The sequence below is a fragment of the Bartonella sp. W8151 genome, assembly GCF_016100385.1.
In the GTDB taxonomy this organism is placed as follows: domain Bacteria; phylum Pseudomonadota; class Alphaproteobacteria; order Rhizobiales; family Rhizobiaceae; genus Bartonella; species Bartonella apis.
In genome coordinates this window covers 497,380-516,901 of record NZ_JACFSO010000003.1, presented here as the reverse complement: position 1 = coordinate 516,901, position 19,522 = coordinate 497,380, and the positions used below count along the sequence as shown (strand labels likewise).

19 protein-coding genes are annotated in these 19,522 nt (G+C 46.2%); 3 read left to right on the top strand and 16 right to left on the bottom strand.

Annotation, left to right across the window (positions count from 1 at the left end):
* Positions 1-15: 15 nt before the first annotated feature.
* The 4 genes from H3V14_RS07700 to yajC all read right to left on the bottom strand — a co-directional run bounded on the left by H3V14_RS07700 (position 16) and on the right by yajC (position 4,301).
* Positions 16-867: a squalene/phytoene synthase family protein gene (locus H3V14_RS07700; RefSeq protein WP_198227737.1), complete on the bottom strand. Its 852-nt coding sequence runs from the start codon at positions 865-867 to the stop codon at positions 16-18.
* On the bottom strand, positions 864-1,250 hold the full coding sequence (locus tag H3V14_RS07695; RefSeq protein WP_075915818.1) for an Mth938-like domain-containing protein: 387 nt from the start codon (positions 1,248-1,250) through the stop codon (positions 864-866). The genes H3V14_RS07700 and H3V14_RS07695 overlap by 4 nt, the downstream gene beginning before the upstream one ends.
* The gene (gene secD / locus H3V14_RS07690; RefSeq protein ID WP_198227735.1) at positions 1,250-3,496 is read right to left on the bottom strand and encodes a protein translocase subunit SecD; all 2,247 of its coding nucleotides are present in this window, start codon (positions 3,494-3,496) and stop codon (positions 1,250-1,252) included. Before secD ends, H3V14_RS07695 begins: the two co-directional genes overlap by 1 nt.
* 268 nt (positions 3,497-3,764) lie before the next feature.
* On the bottom strand, positions 3,765-4,301 hold the full coding sequence (yajC, locus tag H3V14_RS07685; protein WP_198227733.1) for a preprotein translocase subunit YajC: 537 nt from the start codon (positions 4,299-4,301) through the stop codon (positions 3,765-3,767).
* 244 nt (positions 4,302-4,545) lie between these two features.
* Here yajC and H3V14_RS07680 point away from each other — a divergent pair, with 244 nt between their 5' ends.
* A complete protein-coding gene (locus H3V14_RS07680; RefSeq protein WP_198227731.1) occupies positions 4,546-5,409 on the top strand; it encodes an ATP-binding protein in 864 nt (287 codons plus the stop codon).
* Between the two features lie 76 nt (positions 5,410-5,485).
* Here the strand turns inward: H3V14_RS07680 and H3V14_RS07675 are convergent, their stop codons facing one another.
* From H3V14_RS07675 to H3V14_RS07620, 12 genes are all read right to left on the bottom strand, one after another.
* Positions 5,486-6,679 (bottom strand): peptidoglycan DD-metalloendopeptidase family protein, encoded by a 1,194-nt coding sequence (locus H3V14_RS07675; protein WP_198227729.1) that lies wholly within the window; start codon positions 6,677-6,679, stop codon positions 5,486-5,488.
* A 262-nt stretch (positions 6,680-6,941) separates the two neighbouring features.
* A complete protein-coding gene (locus tag H3V14_RS07670) occupies positions 6,942-7,601 on the bottom strand; it encodes a protein-L-isoaspartate(D-aspartate) O-methyltransferase (protein WP_075914666.1) in 660 nt (219 codons plus the stop codon).
* A 4-nt stretch (positions 7,602-7,605) separates the two neighbouring features.
* Entirely contained in the window at positions 7,606-8,370 is a 765-nt protein-coding gene (surE, locus tag H3V14_RS07665) for a 5'/3'-nucleotidase SurE (RefSeq protein ID WP_198227727.1), read from the bottom strand.
* A 21-nt stretch (positions 8,371-8,391) separates the two neighbouring features.
* Positions 8,392-9,669, bottom strand: coding sequence for a serine--tRNA ligase (gene serS, locus H3V14_RS07660; RefSeq protein ID WP_198227725.1), 1,278 nt, complete (start codon positions 9,667-9,669; stop codon positions 8,392-8,394).
* Positions 9,670-9,730: 61 nt separating this feature from the next.
* Positions 9,731-10,528, bottom strand: a complete 798-nt coding sequence (tatC, locus tag H3V14_RS07655; protein ID WP_075870014.1) for a twin-arginine translocase subunit TatC — start codon at positions 10,526-10,528, stop codon at positions 9,731-9,733.
* A gap of 21 nt (positions 10,529-10,549) precedes the next feature.
* Positions 10,550-11,320 (bottom strand): Sec-independent protein translocase protein TatB, encoded by a 771-nt coding sequence (tatB, locus tag H3V14_RS07650; RefSeq protein ID WP_075870015.1) that lies wholly within the window; start codon positions 11,318-11,320, stop codon positions 10,550-10,552.
* A 63-nt stretch (positions 11,321-11,383) separates the two neighbouring features.
* Positions 11,384-11,713: a twin-arginine translocase TatA/TatE family subunit gene (locus H3V14_RS07645; protein WP_075870016.1), complete on the bottom strand. Its 330-nt coding sequence runs from the start codon at positions 11,711-11,713 to the stop codon at positions 11,384-11,386.
* 114 nt (positions 11,714-11,827) lie between these two features.
* A complete protein-coding gene (gene scpB / locus H3V14_RS07640) occupies positions 11,828-12,532 on the bottom strand; it encodes an SMC-Scp complex subunit ScpB (RefSeq protein WP_198227723.1) in 705 nt (234 codons plus the stop codon).
* 1 nt (position 12,533) lies between these two features.
* Positions 12,534-13,352, bottom strand: coding sequence for a ScpA family protein (locus H3V14_RS07635; protein WP_198227873.1), 819 nt, complete (start codon positions 13,350-13,352; stop codon positions 12,534-12,536).
* A gap of 81 nt (positions 13,353-13,433) precedes the next feature.
* Positions 13,434-14,450, bottom strand: a complete 1,017-nt coding sequence (gene nagZ / locus H3V14_RS07630; RefSeq protein WP_198227721.1) for a beta-N-acetylhexosaminidase — start codon at positions 14,448-14,450, stop codon at positions 13,434-13,436.
* A gap of 45 nt (positions 14,451-14,495) precedes the next feature.
* The gene (locus H3V14_RS07625; protein ID WP_198227719.1) at positions 14,496-16,661 is read right to left on the bottom strand and encodes a molybdopterin oxidoreductase family protein; all 2,166 of its coding nucleotides are present in this window, start codon (positions 16,659-16,661) and stop codon (positions 14,496-14,498) included.
* A gap of 53 nt (positions 16,662-16,714) precedes the next feature.
* Positions 16,715-17,566, bottom strand: coding sequence for a DMT family transporter (locus H3V14_RS07620; RefSeq protein WP_198227717.1), 852 nt, complete (start codon positions 17,564-17,566; stop codon positions 16,715-16,717).
* 285 nt (positions 17,567-17,851) lie between these two features.
* On the opposite strand from H3V14_RS07620, the gene H3V14_RS07615 reads away from it, so the two are divergent.
* Together H3V14_RS07615 and H3V14_RS07610 are read left to right on the top strand one after the other, a co-directional pair.
* Positions 17,852-18,616, top strand: a complete 765-nt coding sequence (locus tag H3V14_RS07615; protein ID WP_198227715.1) for a L,D-transpeptidase — start codon at positions 17,852-17,854, stop codon at positions 18,614-18,616.
* A 25-nt stretch (positions 18,617-18,641) separates the two neighbouring features.
* Positions 18,642-19,499 carry a 23S rRNA (adenine(2030)-N(6))-methyltransferase RlmJ gene (locus H3V14_RS07610; protein WP_198227713.1) on the top strand — a complete coding sequence of 286 codons (858 nt, stop codon included), beginning with the start codon at positions 18,642-18,644 and terminating at the stop codon, positions 19,497-19,499.
* Positions 19,500-19,522: the final 23 nt, after the last annotated feature.

Here is a 19,522-nt window from a genome sequence, read left to right as displayed (position 1 = left end):
CCCGAGGGTGCGGGCCTATAATATTTTCGGCATGCGTCCGGTTATAGCTGCTTTTGTAATAGCAAGATAATGGCGAAGCGGCGAAGGTGTGACACATTCCTTGAATGCCAGTGTGTCTTTCTTTTCAATTTTTCGTAGCGCCTCCGGTATGATTGCCAGAGGAAGAAAAACCGACCGCACGCTCACCGGCAAAGTTTTATAATGTTGATAGAATTCCCGATAATGTTTTTTATCAAGTTCGATTGCTGCGTTTAAAAGTTTTTTTTGCTTTTCTAATTCATCATGAGGCGCAGCGACAAGGAAATCCTCTGCCGTTGCTTCAACAATATTTTGCGGAAAATATTGGCGTCCATTTGCCTTTAACAAAGGAAGCGAACGTAAGAGCCGGCACATAAAATCTGCCATTCCACCGTGTCCGGATGCTTCCGCTGTCAATGACGAAGCATTTTTATCAAGAATTTGACAGGAAAGTTCCAAAAGCATGCTTGCGGTTTCACCGCAATAGCCTTCAAGGCTTGTTACGTCAGGCATTTGATCGTCATAAAAGTCGAATATACGTGCATCGCAATAACGTAATAACGCCGATTTCGGTAATGCATATTGATGAATTGTAGAAAGCAACGCACTTAAAACGGGATTGCCCTCGCCCGTTTTGTCGGCTTCTATTGCATCACGCCACCATCGCAAACGGATTTCACCGATCATCGGTTCGTGCACAGTTTCCGTAATACGATTGATCTCGACATTAAAAGCAAAAAGGCTCGCGAGCCCTGCACGATATTTCTGTGGTGCAAACAGGATGGAGAGATAGCGATCTCTATCGCTATCTTTTAAAAGTTCGAAGCAGTAGGCGCCATCTTTATTCATTCAACTGCATAAAGAAGTGCGGCAACCGCACGATCTTCCGCCAAGAGGACATTAAACGTTCGAACAGCAGCACCGGTACTCATCGTATCGGTCGATATGTGTTTTTTATGTAAAACTGTTCTCATATCTTCCGGCAACCGCAACAAATTCTCTCCAGTACCGACAAGAAATACTTCGATTTTATCGGCTTCATCAAGAACGTGTTTTATATCGTCCATCGTGGGCAGAGGAGCTTCCATATCAAGCCCGTATATTCCCGACGGAACACAGACGATCGAACCCCGATGGGACATATCGGCAAAGCGAAATCCGCCATTTCCATAAGCATCGATAGGCGCACGTCCGGGATAATGCGCTTCCCTCATTTTGATTGCATCAGACATTATGAACCTTCAATGCCGGTCTGCTTCGGCTTGACTTTCAAAAGCACAAGCATTGGGCCGGCTATAAATATGGAAGAGTATGTGCCGATGATTATACCAATGAGGAGAACCGATGCAAAATCTTTCATATCCGCCCCACCAAAATAATAAAGCGGAATATGCGCAAGCAGAGTTGCAAGAGAAGTTAAAATTGTGCGCGATAGTGTCCGGTTGATCGCAATATCGACAAGACTGCGCATATCGATATTGCCACGTTTTTTGAGGAGCGAACGGATCCGATCGTAAACAACAATCGTATCGTTCAAAGAATAACCGATAATTGCAAGGAGAGCAGCGATGCTCCAAAGATTGAACTGCCATTGGAAGAGCAGAAATATGCCGACAAGAATGATAATATCATGAACTGTCGTCAAAACGGCTCCGATTGCAAATTGCCAACGGAAACGCCATAAAACATAAATGAATATGGCAAGCAAAGATACGAAAATGGCAAGTGCACTGACACGGCTCAATTCTGATGAAACGGTCGGACCAACAATATCAAGACGCTGCAAAGTGTAATCACTGCCGAATTCGCCCCGAAGTTTTACTGCGACTGTTTGTTCGGCATCTTCACCATTCTCTTGACTTGCAATTGTCAATTCGGCTTCCGAAGGTCTTTTGGTCGGCGAAACATTGACACCACCGATGTTGAGATCATTGACCCGCGAGGCAATGTCATAAATATCGGCCTTGCCGTTTTTAGCTTCGAGAACGGCCAACGACCCTCCGGCAAAATCGATCCCGTAATTTACTCCGGCCGTCACATAGAGGCCGCCAGTCAAAATAATCAGAACCGTGGACAATGCCAATGTTATTTTTCCAAGTTTCATAAAGCGGATACTTGTGTTAGGCGAAATAATACGAATGATACGTTGTGGTATTTCACGAGGATGAAATGTCCGGATCCACCAGCTGATCATCATCCGCGTAAACGTAAAAGTCGTAAAAAGCGACGTCAAAATGCCGATTGTAACTGTCAGTGCAAACCCGTGAATGGGGCCGGTACCCAACATGAACAAAACCAGTGCTGCAATGAAAGTTGTAACGTTGGCATCAACAATCGTGCTCATAGCACCCGAAAAACCCGCTTCAACAGCTTGGGTTACCGAATAATTGTTGCGTCTTGCCTCGCGTACGCGCTCGTAAATCAGAATATTGGCATCGACCGACACGCCAATGATGAGAACGAGGCCTGCAAATCCGGCAAGCGTCAACGGTGTGCCAACAAGACTTAAAACTGCAACCAGCATCATCAAATTGGCAGCCAATGCAACATCGGCAGTTAGCCCCAAAAGGCCGTACGACAAAACCATGAAAACGGCAACGATAACAAGAGCACCAAAAGCAGCATGCAGACCGGCTTTTGCATAAGCCGATCCGAGATCACCCCCCACTGTTCTCTCTTCAATAAAAGTCAAATCCGTCGGGAGTGGTCCTGTTGTCAAAACAGTCTCGAGATTATGGGCTACATCATCCGGCAATGGCCCTACCCGAATATAGCCATCGTCGATTGGCACCGGAAATCTCATTGCTGCCAGCACTTCATTGTCAAACACAATGATAAGCCGTTTGTCAGGATTTTTTCGGGTAAAGTCGGAGAGTTTTTGTTGTCCTTCGCTATCCAGTGCGACAGTTAATAGCGAACCGTCTGTATTGGCGTTTTTTTCTGCATAAGCGCCGGCAATATTGTCATTGGTCAGAAATGGATGATCTTTCAACAAATAACTTACTGGCGGATCATCCATTGAATAGGTAACGATTGTGCCTTCCGGACGGGCAACTTTGCCCATAACCACATCGTTTACAGAAACGGACGTGTCTTCTTCATAAAGTGAAAAACGGGCAGTTACGCTTACGATATCTTTAAGCAGCTGGACATCAAAAAGTCCCGGCACCTCTATACGGATTTTATCGCGGCTTTGTTTGGCAATGGAATAGTCTTCAAAACCTGCAGCCCCGATATCGAGCCGTCTTTTCATGACGTCTATCGTCGCATCACGCTCAGCGATTTCACTTTTCGGTAATTGGACCACAAGGCGGGAGCCACCTTGCAAATCGACGCCCATTGGCAAATGAAGCTTCGAATAGACTGTCGGCAACTGGTTAAGAAGAGCCTGCGGTAATATATTAGGCAGAGCCACGACGACGCCGATAATCACAACCAGCCAGACCAGAAGCCGTTTCCAGCGAGGAAAATAAAGCATAAGAAGGCTCCCGATTTTATATCAAATTATGCGTCCCGAAAAACACAATTACCATTGCCCATGCTATTATCGGTGCCAATACACTCGTCCCTGCTAGAGATAAACTTTGCAAGTATGAGCAACCTTAATTCCAATAAAAGGCTCAATCGGCAATTTTCAATGGGACAATCAAAAATTTTCCCATCTTACAAGAATCAATGATTCCCGTTTAACGGGAATCATCTTTATCAAACTTGAAAAAAACGTCAAACACCCGTTTTCTATTCGGTCAAGCTCCTGTCTTTTCCTTGGCTGCTTCGGCTTCGGCCTTTTTTCCGTCTTTTTCGACTTTAGTAGTATCGTTTTCGCTAGTAGCCTCGTCAGGTGCAGCAATTTGCGCAACCTCATCATTGCCGGACTTTGCACTATTATCGGATTGCTTTTTCTTGTTTTTACTTTTTCCGGCTTTAATCGCAGGCTTGGACTTTTGTTCGCTAACCGGCTCACCCTTGACCTCGACAGTCAGGATTTTAGACCGCAATACGCGAACGCGGGTATTTTCCGCAATTTCGACTTCCACTTCACCGTTCGCATCACCAACAACTTTCGTAACGCGACCGATAAGACCGCCTTCGGTAACGACTGTATCGCCCCGACGAATGGCATTAAGCATTTCCTGACGCTTTTTCATCTGGTTGCGCTGCGGCCGGATGATGAGAAAATACATGATGACGAAAATTAAAATAAAAGGTGCAAACGTCATCAAAGTTGACACTTCCCCTGTCGAACCACCAGCGGCCTGTGCATAAGCGTTGGTAATAAACATTAACTATCTCCTAGCTTTGATAGCGGGCATCACCCGTTTTGGACAATTTCGTTCAATAGATAAGTCAAACTTGACATTTAAGAGCATGTTGCTCTTTCAACCGCTTCTAGCGGTCAACATTCAATTCTAGGCATTAAAGCTTTGCCCTTGATAACGCAACCGACAAAGCTTTCAAGAAGAAAAATTTTGGATTTATCCGCGCTCATGCTAAAGATATGCGTTCATATAATGGCGGAAAGTTGAAATGACCAACGAAAATTTAGACCACAAACTGGATCAATTAATTGCCATATTATCGCGCATGGCTCCCCCGGAAATTAAACCCCTTGATATGGACCAATGCGATTGTTTTGTGTGGAACCCGGAAAAGCTCACTCTTAATCCCGTCAAACATGTCAACCGGATTGACATTGATCTCATCAAGGGCGTCGAGCAAGCCCGCGACGCACTTATTGAAAATACCCGTCAATTTGCAAATGGCTTGCCTGCCAACAATGTTCTTCTCTGGGGAGCGCGAGGCATGGGCAAATCTTCACTTGTAAAATCTGTTCAAGCCAAAATTAACAAAGAAAATGCCGGTAAACTTCCATTGAAACTTATTGAAATTCATCGTGAAGATATCGGTACACTTCCCGTACTCTTGAGCGAACTTAGAAAAACGCCTTATAGATCTATTATTTTTTGTGATGATTTGTCTTTTGATCAGGATGATACGTCCTATAAATCACTCAAGGCAGCCCTCGACGGTGGTGTCGAAGGACGCCCCGAAAATGTTGTTTTTTATGCAACATCGAACCGTCGCCATTTAATGCCTCGCGAGATGATTGACAATGAATCGTCAACGGCCGTTAACCCATCCGAAGCCATTGAAGAAAAAGTCTCGCTTTCCGACCGATTCGGCTTATGGCTTGGTTTCCATAAATGTGGACAAGACGAATATCTTGATATGATAGACGGTTATGTCCGTCATTACGGGCTTGATGAACCGCTTGATAAAATCCACCATGATGCGCTCGAATGGGCAACTACTCGTGGAAACCGTTCGGGACGCGTAGCTTGGCAGTTTATTATGGGACTTGCCGGAAGATTGGGCAAGAAACTCGACTAAACGTAACGTCTCATACGAATAACAAAAAAGCCGGTAAAAAACCGGCTTTCGCATGAACTTCGGACTGTGGACGCTATCAGTTTTCCAGATATTTGATCGGATTAACAGGGCTTGAATTCTTGCGCACTTCAAAATGGACACGCGGTGTCGACGCATTGCCTGACATACCGGATTTTGCGATCTCGTCACCGCGGCGGACCTTCTGGCCGCGTTGGACGAGAATTTTGCTATTGTGCCCGTAGACAGTAACAATATTGTTTTCATGGCGGATAAGCACGGTATTACCGAATTCTTTCAAACCATCTCCGGCATAAATAACAACACCGTTTTCGGCCGCTTTAACAGACGATCCTTCCGGTGCCATAATATCAATACCGTCATTGGTGCTTGAGCCTTCTTTTTGGCCGAAGCTTGAAAGAATGCGTCCCTGTGCAGGCCAACGCATTTTGGAAATGCCTGTCGCCTGAGGTGCTACAACGGCTACATTTTCAGCCTGATTCATCGTCGTATCACTGCCTTTTGCGACAGCGGGTTCGGCGGCCGGTTTTGCCGGTTCATTCTGTGCGGTTTTGGTGGGCTCTGCTGCCGACTGGGTTGCAGCCGGCTGGCTTGCCGCCGCGGTCTTTGTCGGCGTTGTCACCTGTTTTGTTTCAGGTAATGCTGCAGGTGTGGCAGTTTTCGCGGTTGCAGCAGATGGAGTTGCGGCAGCGACTTCAGTGTTATGACCACCCGGAACGATCAAAGATTGCCCGACACGGATTGCACCATTGCTCAAGCCATTGGCACTTTTAAGCGAATCGACACTTACGCCGGTTTTACGAGAAACACTGTAGAGAGTGTCACCGCTTTGAACGATATAGCTGCCATTTTTCTTAGATGCAGATTGTGAGGCGGTCGAGGAAGACGATGACGACATCTGACCGAGATTATGAGGCGGTGTCCCCATAACCTGACCGGCAGAAGCAACCTGTGTAGGCTGCGAAGAAGCACCATAACTAGGTTGCGGCTGTGACTGGGCCGCCTGATAGGAAGGTTGACCAGCTACCGGCGGCAGATCGCTACTTTGAATAGAACCTGTCGTTTGCGGCATCTGCTGATAACCGGCTTGTTTATTGATTGCCTGTTGCTGATTAGCGGTTGCGCCAGTATAGAAACTGTCTGTAAAACGTTGGGTACCGGAACTGCATCCTGTGGCGAAACCAGCTAGGATGAACAATGCCGCTGTTCGAAGATAGCGGTGCGAAGCTTTACTCATTATTTTCAAACGCATGTTTTTTGTCCATTTACCCGATACTCAACTAAAGGCATTAAATCGTGTTAATGTTACCCGACGGTTAAAATTTCGATTAAGGTTAAAAAAAATATTGCCCCCGACAAGAAAACCGGAATTTTCCACGCGATTATATTGAAACCACGATATATATATGGTTTTAAGCGAGCAAACACGCAAGTTGGTATTGGCAGACAGGCGTTACTGATAGGGTGCTTTGAAGCCGCTATTATCACTTTTTTTATAAATCGTTTTTTAGCTTCTACAAAATTGCGGCAACACCTTCAATAAAAGGTTGGTAACGAACCCTGAACATATCCATTCTCTCGAACCTGCTTCCCGTCTTGCGGTAACGCACCACCATCTGTTCGCCTTCGTCCGGTCCGATAGCTTCGATAAGCACGCCATTTGACGCCAAGAGTTCGAGAAATTCTTGTGGATCACGATTGGATGACGGCCATACCAAGATCCGGTCATAAGGGCCAGAGCCTGACAAAGCACGGCTACCATCCATCTGACGCAAAACAATATTATCTATTTCGAGGGCGTGAAATCTTTGGCGGGCAATGTCGCATAAAGTTTTATATCTTTCGACTGTTGTCACACGGCCCGCAAGCCTTGCAATCAACGCTGCGGTAAATCCCGAACCGGTTCCGATTTCGAGTACGCGATGTTTCTTTTCGAGCGCGAGAGCAGAAATAATATATAATTGTTCCTCAAGCCTTTCGATGTATTCGCCACATTCTATCGGGATAACTTTGTTTTCATAGGCACTTTCGGTAAAAGGCGCCGAAACAAAGTCCCGACGCGATGTGCGCTCAAGGGCTGCAAACAAAGCCATATCATCAAGCCCCCTACCCCGCATTTTGAGGACAAGATTAATCAATTCCTCTCGCTCTGACAAAGGGGGCATTGATTGCATCAGCCTAGTTTCTCCCTAATGCAGTCGCCAACTCGGCAAGGAAGCCATGAGCCGTCAGGTCAAGTTGGACAGGCGTAACCGAAACAGCCTTATTCTGAAGAACATCGATATCTGTCGTTTCTTTATTCTTGCCTTTTCCCCTGCTGAAATACATCCAGTAATAAGGGAAACCCCGACCATCTGCGCGCTTGTCAATGAGTATCTCGTGGCCACGGTTACCAAGGGGCGCAACAGACAAACCGGTGACTTCGTCAACATGACAGGCAGGGAAATTCACATTCAAGAAAACACCCTCAGGAAGCGGAACTTTTACAAGATTTTTCAAAATATCCGGAGCCAGAGACAATACGGTGTTCCAAGGCACATTTTGACAATTGGTTGCGTGGACAAATTCTTGCGACAAGGCAATCGAACGGATGCCTTGCATCATCCCCTCTACCGCACCCGAAACTGTACCCGAATAGCTCACATCGTCGGCAAGATTGCCACCGGCATTAACGCCCGAAAGAACAAGATCGGGCGCTTCCGACATAATGTGCTTGACGGCCATAATAACACAATCGGTGGGAGTACCTTTCAAAGCAAAATGTTTTTCATCGATTTGACGCAAACGTAATGGCTCTGAAATTGTTAATGAATGCGAAACACCACTTTGATCTTCTTCCGGAGCGACAACCCAGACATCATCAGAGAGTTTACGGGCGATCTGTTCAAGAACTTTCAACCCTTCCGCATGAATACCGTCATCATTGGTTAGCAAAATACGCATATTGAAGTTTCCTGAAATTTTTTATGCTTCAATCCGGTCCTGCCCGCCCATATAGGGGCGTAGAACTTCCGGTATGACCACAGAGCCATCTTTTTGCTGATAATTTTCCATTACTGCAATGAGACAGCGCCCGACGGCAACGCCCGAGCCATTCAGAGTATGAACAAAGCGCGGCGATTTTTCACCTTCCTTGCGGTAACGCGTATTCATGCGCCGAGCCTGAAAATCGCCACATACCGAGCAGCTTGAAATTTCCCGATAAGTATTTTGTCCAGGAAGCCATACTTCGAGGTCATATGTTTTTCGGGAACTAAATCCCATATCGCCGGTACACAAAGTAATTGTGCGGAACGGAAGACCCAGACGTTTTAAAATATCTTCAGCGCAGCCGGTCATGCGTTCCAATTCATCCAAAGAACTGTCTTCATCGGTAATAGACACCATTTCCACTTTCCAGAACTGGTGCTGACGCAACATACCGCGCGTATCACGACCGGCAGCACCGGCTTCGGAACGGAAGCATGGGGTCAATGCCGTGACGCGAATCGGAAGTTTTTTTGCATCCAGAATGTCGCCTGCAACAAGATTTGTCAGAGGCACTTCTGCTGTAGGAATAAGCCACCTTCCATCAGTTGTCTCAAACAAGTCTTCGGCAAATTTTGGCAATTGGGCAGTACCGAAAAGCGCGCTTTCACGAACGAGAACAGGAACTGAAACTTCGCGATAACCATGTTCCAGAGTGTGGACATCAATCATGAATTGGCCAAGTGCTCTTTCGAGCCGGGCAAGCTGTCCCGACAGTACCGTGAAACGCGCGCCGGAAAGTTTGACTGCGCGATCAAAATCCATTTGGCCTAATTTTTCACCGATTTCGAAATGTTGTTTGGGTTCGAACGGGAAAGATGGCGGTGTGCCCACCTTATAACGTTCGACATTGTCATTTTCGTCGCGCCCTACCGGCACATCGTCAAGCGGAATATTAGGAATACGGGACAGTGCGTCATCAAGGGCAGCTGTCAGATCTTTACCTTTTGCTTCTGCAGTTGAAAGAAATGTTTTGAGCTCGGACACTTCCGACTTCAAAGCTTCGGCCCGTTCTTTATCACCGGATGCCATAGCCTGTGCAATTTCTTTTGAAGCGGCGTTACGTCTTTCCTGTGCAACTTGCACGTGAGAAACGTGGTTACGACGCTCAAGATCAAGCGCTATCAATTTCTCTGCCTGCGGTTCGGCATTGCGTTTTGCCAAAGCTTCGTCGAGTTTCTGCGGATTTTCCCGAATCCATTTGATATCAAGCATCAAGATATTCCTGTACAAATTTTTTTAATTCTATTTCTTTTCTTAAACCACAATGGACTGATCAGGAAGCCTTGTTATTTTCTTTTGCCTGTTTCTTTTCAATCCAGCGTGAAACGATAATAGAAACTTCATAAAGCAGAATTGTCGGAAGAGCGACGCCGAACATCGTAAAGAAATCGGAAGGTGTTACCATTGCAGCAACAACAACAGCAATCAGAATTGCCCATTTTCGTTTCGAGACAAGCATTTTCGACGTTATAAGACCGGCTTTTGTCAACAGGCTCGTAACAAGAGGAAGCTGGAAAATAAGGCCGAATATCAGAATGAAAGACTGCATGAAGCTCAGATAATCCGAGATACGTGCAATAAATTCAACTTTCAAATGAGAATCAGGCAACAATTGCTGTGACAGCGAAAACCACAACATCATCGGTGCAAGCACACAATAAACAAATGCTCCGCCCAAAAGAAATAATATCGGCGCGCTGATGAGAAATGGCAAAAAAGCGCGCCTCTCATTGCGATAGAGCCCCGGCGCAATAAAGCTGTATAATTGGAACGCAAGATACGGAAATGACAAAATGACACCGCCAAAAGCTGCGAGCTTCATTTTTGTCAGAAATGTTTCCCAGACCTGCGTTGATTGCAAACGGATGCTGTCAGGATTGCCGCCGGAGATTTTCATTGCCCATTGATAGGGCCACAACAGAAAGTTCAGGATGTAATCTTTGACGAAAAAGCAGATAATAAAGGCAATAGCAAATGCAATCAAAGATACGATAATCCGATGTCGCAACTCGATCAAATGATCCAGTAGCGGCGCCGAGCTTGCTTCGACTTCGTCTTCATCCTCATGCACGATGATTTTTTCCTATTTCATTCAAACGTCGGCAACGGTTGTCTTTTTAACCCGTGAAGCAGCCCGTTTTACAGTTTTCTGGTTTTGTGCAGGAGCTTTCATAGCCCCTACTGAAGCGGTCTTTTCCGGAGATGACGACTTTGCTGTCGCTGATACTTTACGTTTTGTTGCCGTTTTGGGTTTCAACGCCGCAGTTTGTTTTGTTGTTATCTTGCCCTTAGACGCTTCTTCAGCTGTCGGCTTTCCTTCTTTCACTTCAAAGGATGTTGGCGTTGCCGGATGTTCCTCCGTTGCCACGCTATCACCTCCTGCAGAGGCTGTCGAAACCGTTGCTGATTGGAACTTTTCGTCATCAACTATTCTCACGGTACTTGACGTGACGTCAGCAGATGACGAATGATTTGCCGATGTTTCGTTATCTTTATTACTAGAAGACTTATCAGCCGCTTGCTCTGAAGCAGAATCTTGCGGCTTCGACTGCTTATCGTCCTCCTGACTAACCTCGATACTCGCTTTCACATCCTTTGCAACATCGCGAATAGGATCGAATATTTCCGTTAGCTTCTTGCGGGGATCAAGGTCTTTGACGTCGGTGAGGGTCTTTTGCAAATCATCAAGCTCGGCTTCATGCATAGCTTCGTCGAATTGGCGACGGAATTCGTTTGCTGTCGTGCGCATGCGCGCAGTTGCCTTGCCAATAGCTTTCAGCATTTTTGGCAAGTCTTTCGGGCCGACCACAACAATCAGCACGATAAGGATGACAATAAATTCCGGTCCATCAATTCCGAACATTATTCAAAGACCCTTTCCGACAAGAAAGGCTTTCGCAAGAAAAGCTCTGACAACAAGAAAATATTACGATTTTGTTGTTTTACGTTGCGTCGTTTTGGCTTTTGGCTTGGATGCACGTGGTGCGGCTTTTTTTGCGGTTGATTTTCTCGTGTTTGCAACCTGCTTCACCGGTTCAATTGTTTCTTCCGGTTTAACATCAATGGTTTTGATTTCAGGCCGCTCGGCAGGTTGTTGAGATTCAACCTCTTCATCGTCCTCTTTCAAGCCTTTTTTGAAACTCTTGATACCTTTGGCAAAATCTCCCATAAATTCCGAAATTTTACCACGACCGAATAGGACAAGAATGATGAGTAGGATCACTATAAGGTGAACTGGTGAAAGGAAATTTCCCATTATGTACTCTCTTCGATGCTGGAACTGTCTTAATGTGTACTTTTAGACACTTTTTTCAAGTCTTTTAAACACAACCACGTGTATTTACATTTTTTATTCCCAAACAAGGTGATTTTAAGATTTTTCTTCCCGATCAAGTGGACTTAAAAGTCCTAATTGTTCCAAATTGATATCTTCAAGCGGTTCTTCTTCATCGGTCAGAATATCCGGATCGGCTGTTGGTGATGGCATACGGAAATTGGCCGGTAATCTTGAAGATAGAAGACCTGCACCTTTCAATTCTTCCATCCCCGGTAAGTCCGAAATTTCCGGCAGACTGAATTCATCAAGAAAAGCAAGAGTTGTCCCGTATGTGACCGGTCGTCCCGGAACGCGTCTCCTTCCACGAATTTTCACCCAACCTGCTTCCATCAACACATCCAACGTACCTTTCGATGTTTCAACGCCTCTGACGTCTTCTAGTTCCGCACGTGTTATCGGTTGATGATAGGCAATAATTGCCAAAACTTCCAAAGCAGCACGGGAAAGTTTCCTTGACCTTTCTTCTTGTCTATTCAAAAGAAAGGAAAGATCGGGTGCTGTACGGAAAGCGTAAGCATTTCCCACTTTATGAAGATTAACGCCGCGTTTTTGATAATCCTGTTTGAGAACATCCATAATCGCTGCAATATTGGCGCCTTTAGGAAGTCGTTCTTCAACGGCTCGGTCGGTCACAGGTTCACTTGACGCAAAAACGATTGCTTCAGCCATACGGACAAGTTCGGGCGTTATGTTGAGCTCGCCATTTCTATTTTTTTCTGCGTTTTTTTGTTCAGCCATCTTAATTGCTTTCGGGCTTTGCCCCGCCCCCGATATTTATGGTGTTCCGCCCCTCAGCCTTTTTGTGCGCACGAAGATAAATCGGGGCGAATGGCGCAGCCTGTTGAATATCAAGCTGCTTTTCTCTGACCATTTCAAGACTTGCCGCAAAAGTGCTCGCTAAAGCTGTGCGACGTTCATGGGCGGTCGGAATAAAAGCAAATAAAAACTTGTCCAACGCCTGCCAATCTTTTGCTTCGCCCATCAACCGCACCAATATTGCACGCGCGGCCTTTAGTGACCAGACTTCCCGCTTTCCCACTTCAACGCGTTTGACCGCCTGCCTTTGACGCAAACCGGCATAAGCCATCAACAGATCGTAGAGAGAAACGTCATATAGATGCTTTTTTTCAACTACCACCATTTCCGGATTGGCGCGCTTGAAAATGTCCCGTCCCAAACGGTTACGGTTTACAAGCTGTCCCGCCGCTTCCCGCATGGCTTCAAGCCTCTGCAAACGGAATTGTAATAATCCAGCCAGCTCTTCGCCACTTTCACCTTCATCATCCGAGAGTTGCGGCACAAGCAGACGGGATTTGAGATAAGCAAGCCAAGCCGCCATCACCAGATAGTCGGCGGCAAGATCGAGTCTCAATTCATGCACTGTTTTTACAAAATCAAGATATTGCTGGACAAGTTCGACAATTGATATATGCGCCAAATCGACTTTCTGGTTCCGTGCGAGTTGTAACAGAAGATCAAGCGGACCTTCGAACCCCTGAACGTCGATAACCAATGTTGGCTCGCTAACGCCGTGTTCTTCTTCCCAAATCGGTTCCATAGCCTTTTGAGCATGGTGTCCGTTCAGGTTTTTTCCGTTCGCATTGGATTTTTTGTCGTTTTGTGCCAAATCCGGTTCCCTCTAGCCGATAGCAAGGAGTTTTTGAAATTCCTCCCGCAACGCCTTTTCGTCAGCTTTATCCGGTTCAGTCACCCAATTTGTCGCATATTGCGCTCGCTCAAGTGATTTGCCTTCAAGCCAAGGCGTTGCTGCAGCAATTTTTTGCATTTCCTCTATTTCGCCATTGCAGTGTAAAACAAGATCGCATCCGGCTTCGAACGCCCCTTTTGCCAGATCGCGCAAATCGCCTGAAAGCGCCTTCATTGATAAATCGTCCGTCATCAACAAGCCATCAAAGTCAATCTCTTTACGAATGATTTCGTCCACTACCTTTTTTGACAAGGTTGCCGGTTTTTCCGGGTCGACGCTTTCATAAACAACATGGGCAGTCATTGCCACCGGCAGATCGGATAATGCTTCGAACGGGGCAAAATCGTTACGGCGTAAAGTCTCTAATGATGCATCGACACGTGCGAGGCTCTTATGGGTGTCGCATAATGCACGACCGTGACCGGGAATATGCTTCATTACAGGCAGGACACCGCCTGCTTTCAAACCTTCCGCAGCTGCGCGTCCCAACGCTATGACGGTTTTATAGTCATTGCCATAGGCACGCGTACCAATAACATTATCTGCTCCTTCAATCGGCACGTCTAGAAGCGGCAGGCAGTCGGCATTTATCCCCAACCGGCGCAGATCAAATGCGTGCAGACGTGACATGATAAAAGTTGCACGCAATCCTTTTGCTTTATTCTTTTTGTAGAGTTCACCCAATGTTGCTGCCGGCGGATAATCAGGCGCTAGCGGCGCACGCAGCCTTTGAACACGTCCACCCTCCTGATCGATAAAAATAAATACATCGTCGCGACCACTTGCCGAAACAAGCGAAGCAGTCAATTGTTTAACCTCGTCGGCCGAACCGATATTCCTTGCAAAAAGAATGAAAGCCCAAGGCTGGTTTTCTGCTATAAAATCTTTTTCGGCCGCCGTTAGGCTAAGGCCTGATACACCAACAATCATAGCTTTCATATTTTGCATATTACTTAACTGTTTCGCCGTCTCGAGGCGCCTTTCCGAAATTGATTATAACGACTCTATATCATTTTTCGAGTGTTTTACGTGACTTTCTGATCCGTGTGTCCTAACGGATTTATCAAGCTTTTTCACCCAGACTTTTATGTCGTGTACCGCAAGTCCACCATTAGGCGCTGGTGAATCTGCTCCGGTCAAAACATTTATCCCTTCTCCCCAAACAAAACTTGAATTGGCAAACAATCCTTGAGAGACCACAACATGTCTTTTCAAGCCTTTAAACAATTTTGCATGAAGCGCCACACTACCGCGTTGATTACCTATCTCGACAAGGTCACCATCCTTTATATCATACATTGCCGCATCATCGGGATGGATCATGAGCGTTGGGCGCACTTCTTTCAATAAAGATGTCGGCGATTCCGAAAATGTCGAATTCAGAAAATTATGTGCGGGCGATGTTACAAGTTTGAACGGATGTTTTTCATCCGCTTTTTCAATAACATCCCACTGATCGGGAAATTCGGGCATTTCATCATACGGCCCTTGATAGCCCATTGTATCCGGGGGCGTATCGGGAGCTTTATAACCGGTCCATTGTGCCTTGAAAAGAAATTTCCTGTCAGGCCAGGCAAAACCGTTCAGAAAATGGGCGCGTTCAAAAGACGGCTGAACGTCAAGCCAGCGTTTTTCCTTAAGTTCTTCATAAGTCCCGCGGTGTGACGCTCTCAACATATTATCGATAAGTTCAATAGCTGTCTTGTCAAACCCCGCCATATGACCAAATCCGAGCCGTTTTGCCAATTCGTTTATAACATAGAGATTGGGCTTCGGTCCGGTTGGAGGTTCAATCAATTTCGGCCCTAATAGAATATGTTGTTGGCCACCAGCCCGATAAATATCGTCATGTTCCAGAAACATTGTTGCAGGCAGAACGACGTCGGCCATTTTAGCCGTATCTGTCATAAATTGCTCATGAACCACGGTGAAAAGGTCCTCGCGTGCCAAACCTTTGTGGATCAACCGCTGTTCGGGCGCAACATTTGCCGGATTGGTGTTCTGGATAAACAAAACGGTTACGGGCGGGCCACCATAAAGTGTTTCTTTATCACCAAGCAGGATTCTGCCGATTTTCGATTGATCAAGCGAACGAATTTTCGGATCAGCGAAAGCCGTTCCTTCAACTTCATTTTTGTTAAGAGCAAATATCGAAGCGTTGGAATAGAATGCGCCGCCACCTTCATATTGCCATGCTCCCGTAACTGTGGGCACCGAAAGTGCAGCATGCATTGCAACCGCGCCGTTACGTTGTCTCGTAAAACCGTATCCCAGCCGGAAGAAAGTGCGTTTGGTTGTGCCGACCCAATGGGCAAAGGTTTCTATTTCTTCAACAGATAGACCGGTAATTTCAGCCGCCCATTGCGGCGTTTTTGTTTTCAAGTGGCGCTCAAGCCCGTGCGGGTCATCGCTATAGCGTTCCAGATAATTCCAATCGGCAAAACCATCCCGAAACAATATATGCATCACAGCACAGGCCAAGGCTGCGTCGGTTCCCGGTCTTAAAATCAAGCCGAGATCGGCCTGACGCACCGTCGCACTCTCGAAAACATCAATAGCAACAATGCGTGCATGATGGTCTTTGCGTGCTCTGGTGACATGGGTCATAACATTGACTTGAGTACTTGCCGCATTGGTACCCCAGATCACCACAAGATCGGATTTTTCCATTTCCCGCGGGTCAACACCCGCAATCCTGCCGGTACCGGCAAAATAACCGGTTGCTGCGGTATTGGTACAAAATGTCGAAAATTGTCCGGAATATTTTCCTGCATGCCGCAAACGATTAATAGAATCGCGCTGCACGAGCCCCATAGTTCCGGCAAAAAAATACGGCCATATAGTGGTTGAATCGTATTTTTTCTCTGCCTTTTGAAAATTTTCGGCTATGAGGTCGAGTGCATCAGACCATGAGACTTCCTGCCAATTACCCTCGCCCTTGGGACCCTTTCTGACAAGTGGTTTCAACAATCTTGCCGGATTGTGTACGCGCTCGCTGTAACGGGCGACTTTTGCACAGATAACGCCTGCTGTGTAAGTGTTGTCTTTTGCTCCCCTAATCCGACCTATTTTTGTTGGGGACAATAATTCCACATCAAGTGCACAGGTTGAAGGACAATCATGGGGACAGGCTGTATGACCAATTACTACGTTGCTCATGGCAATTCCGACTCAATCAATGAAAACGGATGTATTTAGCAATTTTACAATTTTCAGGCTAGTCTTACAGCAATGACGCCAATAACAATGATGATCGAGGCAATAAAACGCGAGAGGCTCACATGTTCACGCAAAACGAGATAGGATAAAATAACAGCAAAGACTATCGCGCTTTCGCGCAAAGCGGCAACCAGCGCTACAGGCAACTTTGTCATTGTCCAAAGTGCAAGGCCATAAGATCCGAGCGACAAAAATCCGCCAACAAGACCGATAAACCAATAGCGTTGAAAGTGGCTCAAAAATGGTTGACGTGTTTTATGATTGAAAAGTTCAAAAACAACTTTCACCCAGCCGATCAGAAAAAATATCCATAAAATATAGGAAACCGGTGCACCCGATAGTCTGACGCCTATCCCGTCAAGCAGAGTGTATAAAGTTATAAAAGCAGCCGTGAGCAAAGAAAGTGGAATGATGGAGGGCCCAATTTTATCGCTGCGTCTAACCGCTTCAAGCGCCAAGGTCAGTACTCCCGACGAGATAAGAATAACACCGCACCAAGCTACGATTGATAATTTTTCGCCGAGAATAGGCCCGCTAAAGAGTGCAACGAAAAGCGGTGCTACACCGCGCATCACCGGATAAGACTGGCTAACATCGCCTTTTTGATAAACGATTCCGACAAGCATCATATAGACGACCTGCACAAAGACTGAAATGAGCAAAAACGGCAGGCTTGCAAGTGACGGCAAGGATTGAAAAGGAATACCTGCAAGCGCGAGGATAGAAGAACCCGCCATGAAAACCGTAATATTGGTCTTCGCATCACCGGTTAATTTCAAAACCACGCTCCACAGTGCGTGCATCAATGCCGCCAAAAGCACAAGTAAAACCATCACGCCCGACATATGGCATACTTTCCGGTCAACAAGCCGATAAAGGGGAAGTTTATGAATAGAAATCCGAGTTAATTCAAAAAAATTAGAAAACCAGATTCAAAGACCTCTATCAAGTCAGGTTAATTTTGTGTTAAAAGCTTCCCACACAAAAATTGATTTGCAGAAAAGAGTCGATGTCCATTTTCTTTTATCTGCTCATCAAACCTATTGAAGGATATTTGCTTTTTCCAATTACGACGGACCAAAATTTGCTTAATAATCTTACGGTCTGTCCGGGCTATCGAGATCTTTAAAATGAACAGACGCTTTTTCCTTCTCTCGGCACCGCTTTTCCTTGCCGGTTGTACTTTTCGCCATCCTTTACCCAAAATGGTTCCGATTGATACCGGCGAGCCGGTAACGACAACGACCTATGTTATAAGGCGACACAAGGCAAAGCCGAAGGTTACGCCCAAAAAGAAGAGGGTTAGTTACGGCGAATATCCGGTAAACGAAAAATACGCATCCATGTATGCGGCTACGACCGATAACGGTTTCCCAGTGAACGCTGTTGATACAAGCCGCATCAATCCGGAATATTTGCGCCATGAAGTGGCGTTCCATATGCCTTATAAGCCTGGAACTATTGTCGTCGATCCAACCAACTTTTTCTGCTATTTTGTGCTTTCGGAAGGACGCGCCATGCGCTACGGCGTCGGTGTTGCGCGGTCGGCCGCTGCCGATTTTCAGGGGGAAGCAATAATCGGTCGCAAAGCGGTATGGCCAACATGGCATCCGACTTCAAGCATGGTACAAAAGCAGCCTCAAAGATATGGCCATCTGACTGATGGCATGAAAGGTGGCCCCGGCAATCCGCTGGGTGCTCGCGCCCTTTATCTTTATAGGGGCGGAACAGACACACTTTTCCGTTTGCATGGAACAGTCGAACCCTGGTCAATCGGCAAGCGGGTATCTTCGGGATGTATCCGTTTTCTCAATCAGGATATTATCGATCTTTATAGTCGTGTGCCGGTGGGAACCCGTGCTGTTGTTTTGCCGCATAAAATCGGCCTCGGCTGATATCAGAAACGGTTAGAACAAAATAATGAATTATCGTCATATCTATCATGCGGGCAATTTTGCCGATGTGTTCAAACACATCATTATCGCCCGCATCATCGAATACTTGAAAAAGAAAGACCATGCTTTCCGTGTGATCGATACACATGCAGGGATCGGCGTTTATGACCTTTCTTCGGATGAGGCACAAAAAACCGGTGAATGGATTGATGGTATCGGACGCATCCTTGATCGGCCGGTTCAATCCGAAATCGAATTGCTCATCAAGCCGTGGCTTGATGTGGTCATTGGACTTAATGGCGAAAAAGGCGAATTGACCCGCTATCCGGGTTCACCTTACCTCGAACGGAAGCTCTTGAGAAAACAGGACCGGTTAACGGCAATAGAGCTCCATGAAGCTGATTATAGGAAATTGGCTAATAATTTTGCCGGCGATTATCAGGCCCGTATCATCCATCTTGATGGATATCTTGCGCTTGGTGCCCACGTACCACCAAAAGAAAAGCGCGGACTCATCGTGGTTGATCCGCCATTTGAAAAAACAGACGAATTCGAACGGCTTATTGAAGGTCTCGAGAAAGCATACAAGCGCTTTTCCGGCGGAATCTACGCTCTCTGGTATCCCGTCAAACATTATAATGAACTCAATTGGTTCATGAACGAGTTGAAAAGCACTTCGATACCGAAAATCTTGCGACTGGAGCTTAGAATTAAACAACGCTCGGAAATGTCGGGACTCGACGGGTGTGGTATGATTATTGTCAATCCACCTTATGTGTTGCCCCAAGAAATGAACAAGCTCAAAGCATTTTTGCTTGAGCGCCTTGGCGTGGACAAACATGCACAATTAATCAACGAATGGATAAATGGTGAAGCTGTTTGACCTTGACGGATTTGAGACAATGA

Coding starts and splice junctions, on each gene's coding strand:
- surE (WP_198227727.1), bottom strand. CDS start 8,370: ATGCGTATTTTGCTAACCAATGATGACGGTATTCATGCGGAAGGGTTG.
- H3V14_RS07625 (WP_198227719.1), bottom strand. CDS start 16,661: ATGAGCAACGTAGTAATTGGTCATACAGCCTGTCCCCATGATTGTCCT.
- scpB (WP_198227723.1), bottom strand. CDS start 12,532: ATGGCTGAACAAAAAAACGCAGAAAAAAATAGAAATGGCGAGCTCAAC.
- H3V14_RS07645 (WP_075870016.1), bottom strand. CDS start 11,713: ATGGGAAATTTCCTTTCACCAGTTCACCTTATAGTGATCCTACTCATC.
- H3V14_RS07670 (WP_075914666.1), bottom strand. CDS start 7,601: ATGCAATCAATGCCCCCTTTGTCAGAGCGAGAGGAATTGATTAATCTT.
- H3V14_RS07695 (WP_075915818.1), bottom strand. CDS start 1,250: ATGTCTGATGCAATCAAAATGAGGGAAGCGCATTATCCCGGACGTGCG.
- serS (WP_198227725.1), bottom strand. CDS start 9,669: ATGCTTGATATCAAATGGATTCGGGAAAATCCGCAGAAACTCGACGAA.
- H3V14_RS07635 (WP_198227873.1), bottom strand. CDS start 13,352: ATGGAACCGATTTGGGAAGAAGAACACGGCGTTAGCGAGCCAACATTG.
- H3V14_RS07675 (WP_198227729.1), bottom strand. CDS start 6,679: ATGCGTTTGAAAATAATGAGTAAAGCTTCGCACCGCTATCTTCGAACA.
- H3V14_RS07610 (WP_198227713.1), top strand. CDS start 18,642: ATGAATTATCGTCATATCTATCATGCGGGCAATTTTGCCGATGTGTTC.
- H3V14_RS07680 (WP_198227731.1), top strand. CDS start 4,546: ATGACCAACGAAAATTTAGACCACAAACTGGATCAATTAATTGCCATA.
- nagZ (WP_198227721.1), bottom strand. CDS start 14,450: ATGCAAAATATGAAAGCTATGATTGTTGGTGTATCAGGCCTTAGCCTA.
- H3V14_RS07620 (WP_198227717.1), bottom strand. CDS start 17,566: ATGTCGGGCGTGATGGTTTTACTTGTGCTTTTGGCGGCATTGATGCAC.
- tatB (WP_075870015.1), bottom strand. CDS start 11,320: ATGTTCGGAATTGATGGACCGGAATTTATTGTCATCCTTATCGTGCTG.
- yajC (WP_198227733.1), bottom strand. CDS start 4,301: ATGTTTATTACCAACGCTTATGCACAGGCCGCTGGTGGTTCGACAGGG.
- secD (WP_198227735.1), bottom strand. CDS start 3,496: ATGCTTTATTTTCCTCGCTGGAAACGGCTTCTGGTCTGGCTGGTTGTG.
- H3V14_RS07615 (WP_198227715.1), top strand. CDS start 17,852: ATGAACAGACGCTTTTTCCTTCTCTCGGCACCGCTTTTCCTTGCCGGT.
- H3V14_RS07700 (WP_198227737.1), bottom strand. CDS start 867: ATGAATAAAGATGGCGCCTACTGCTTCGAACTTTTAAAAGATAGCGAT.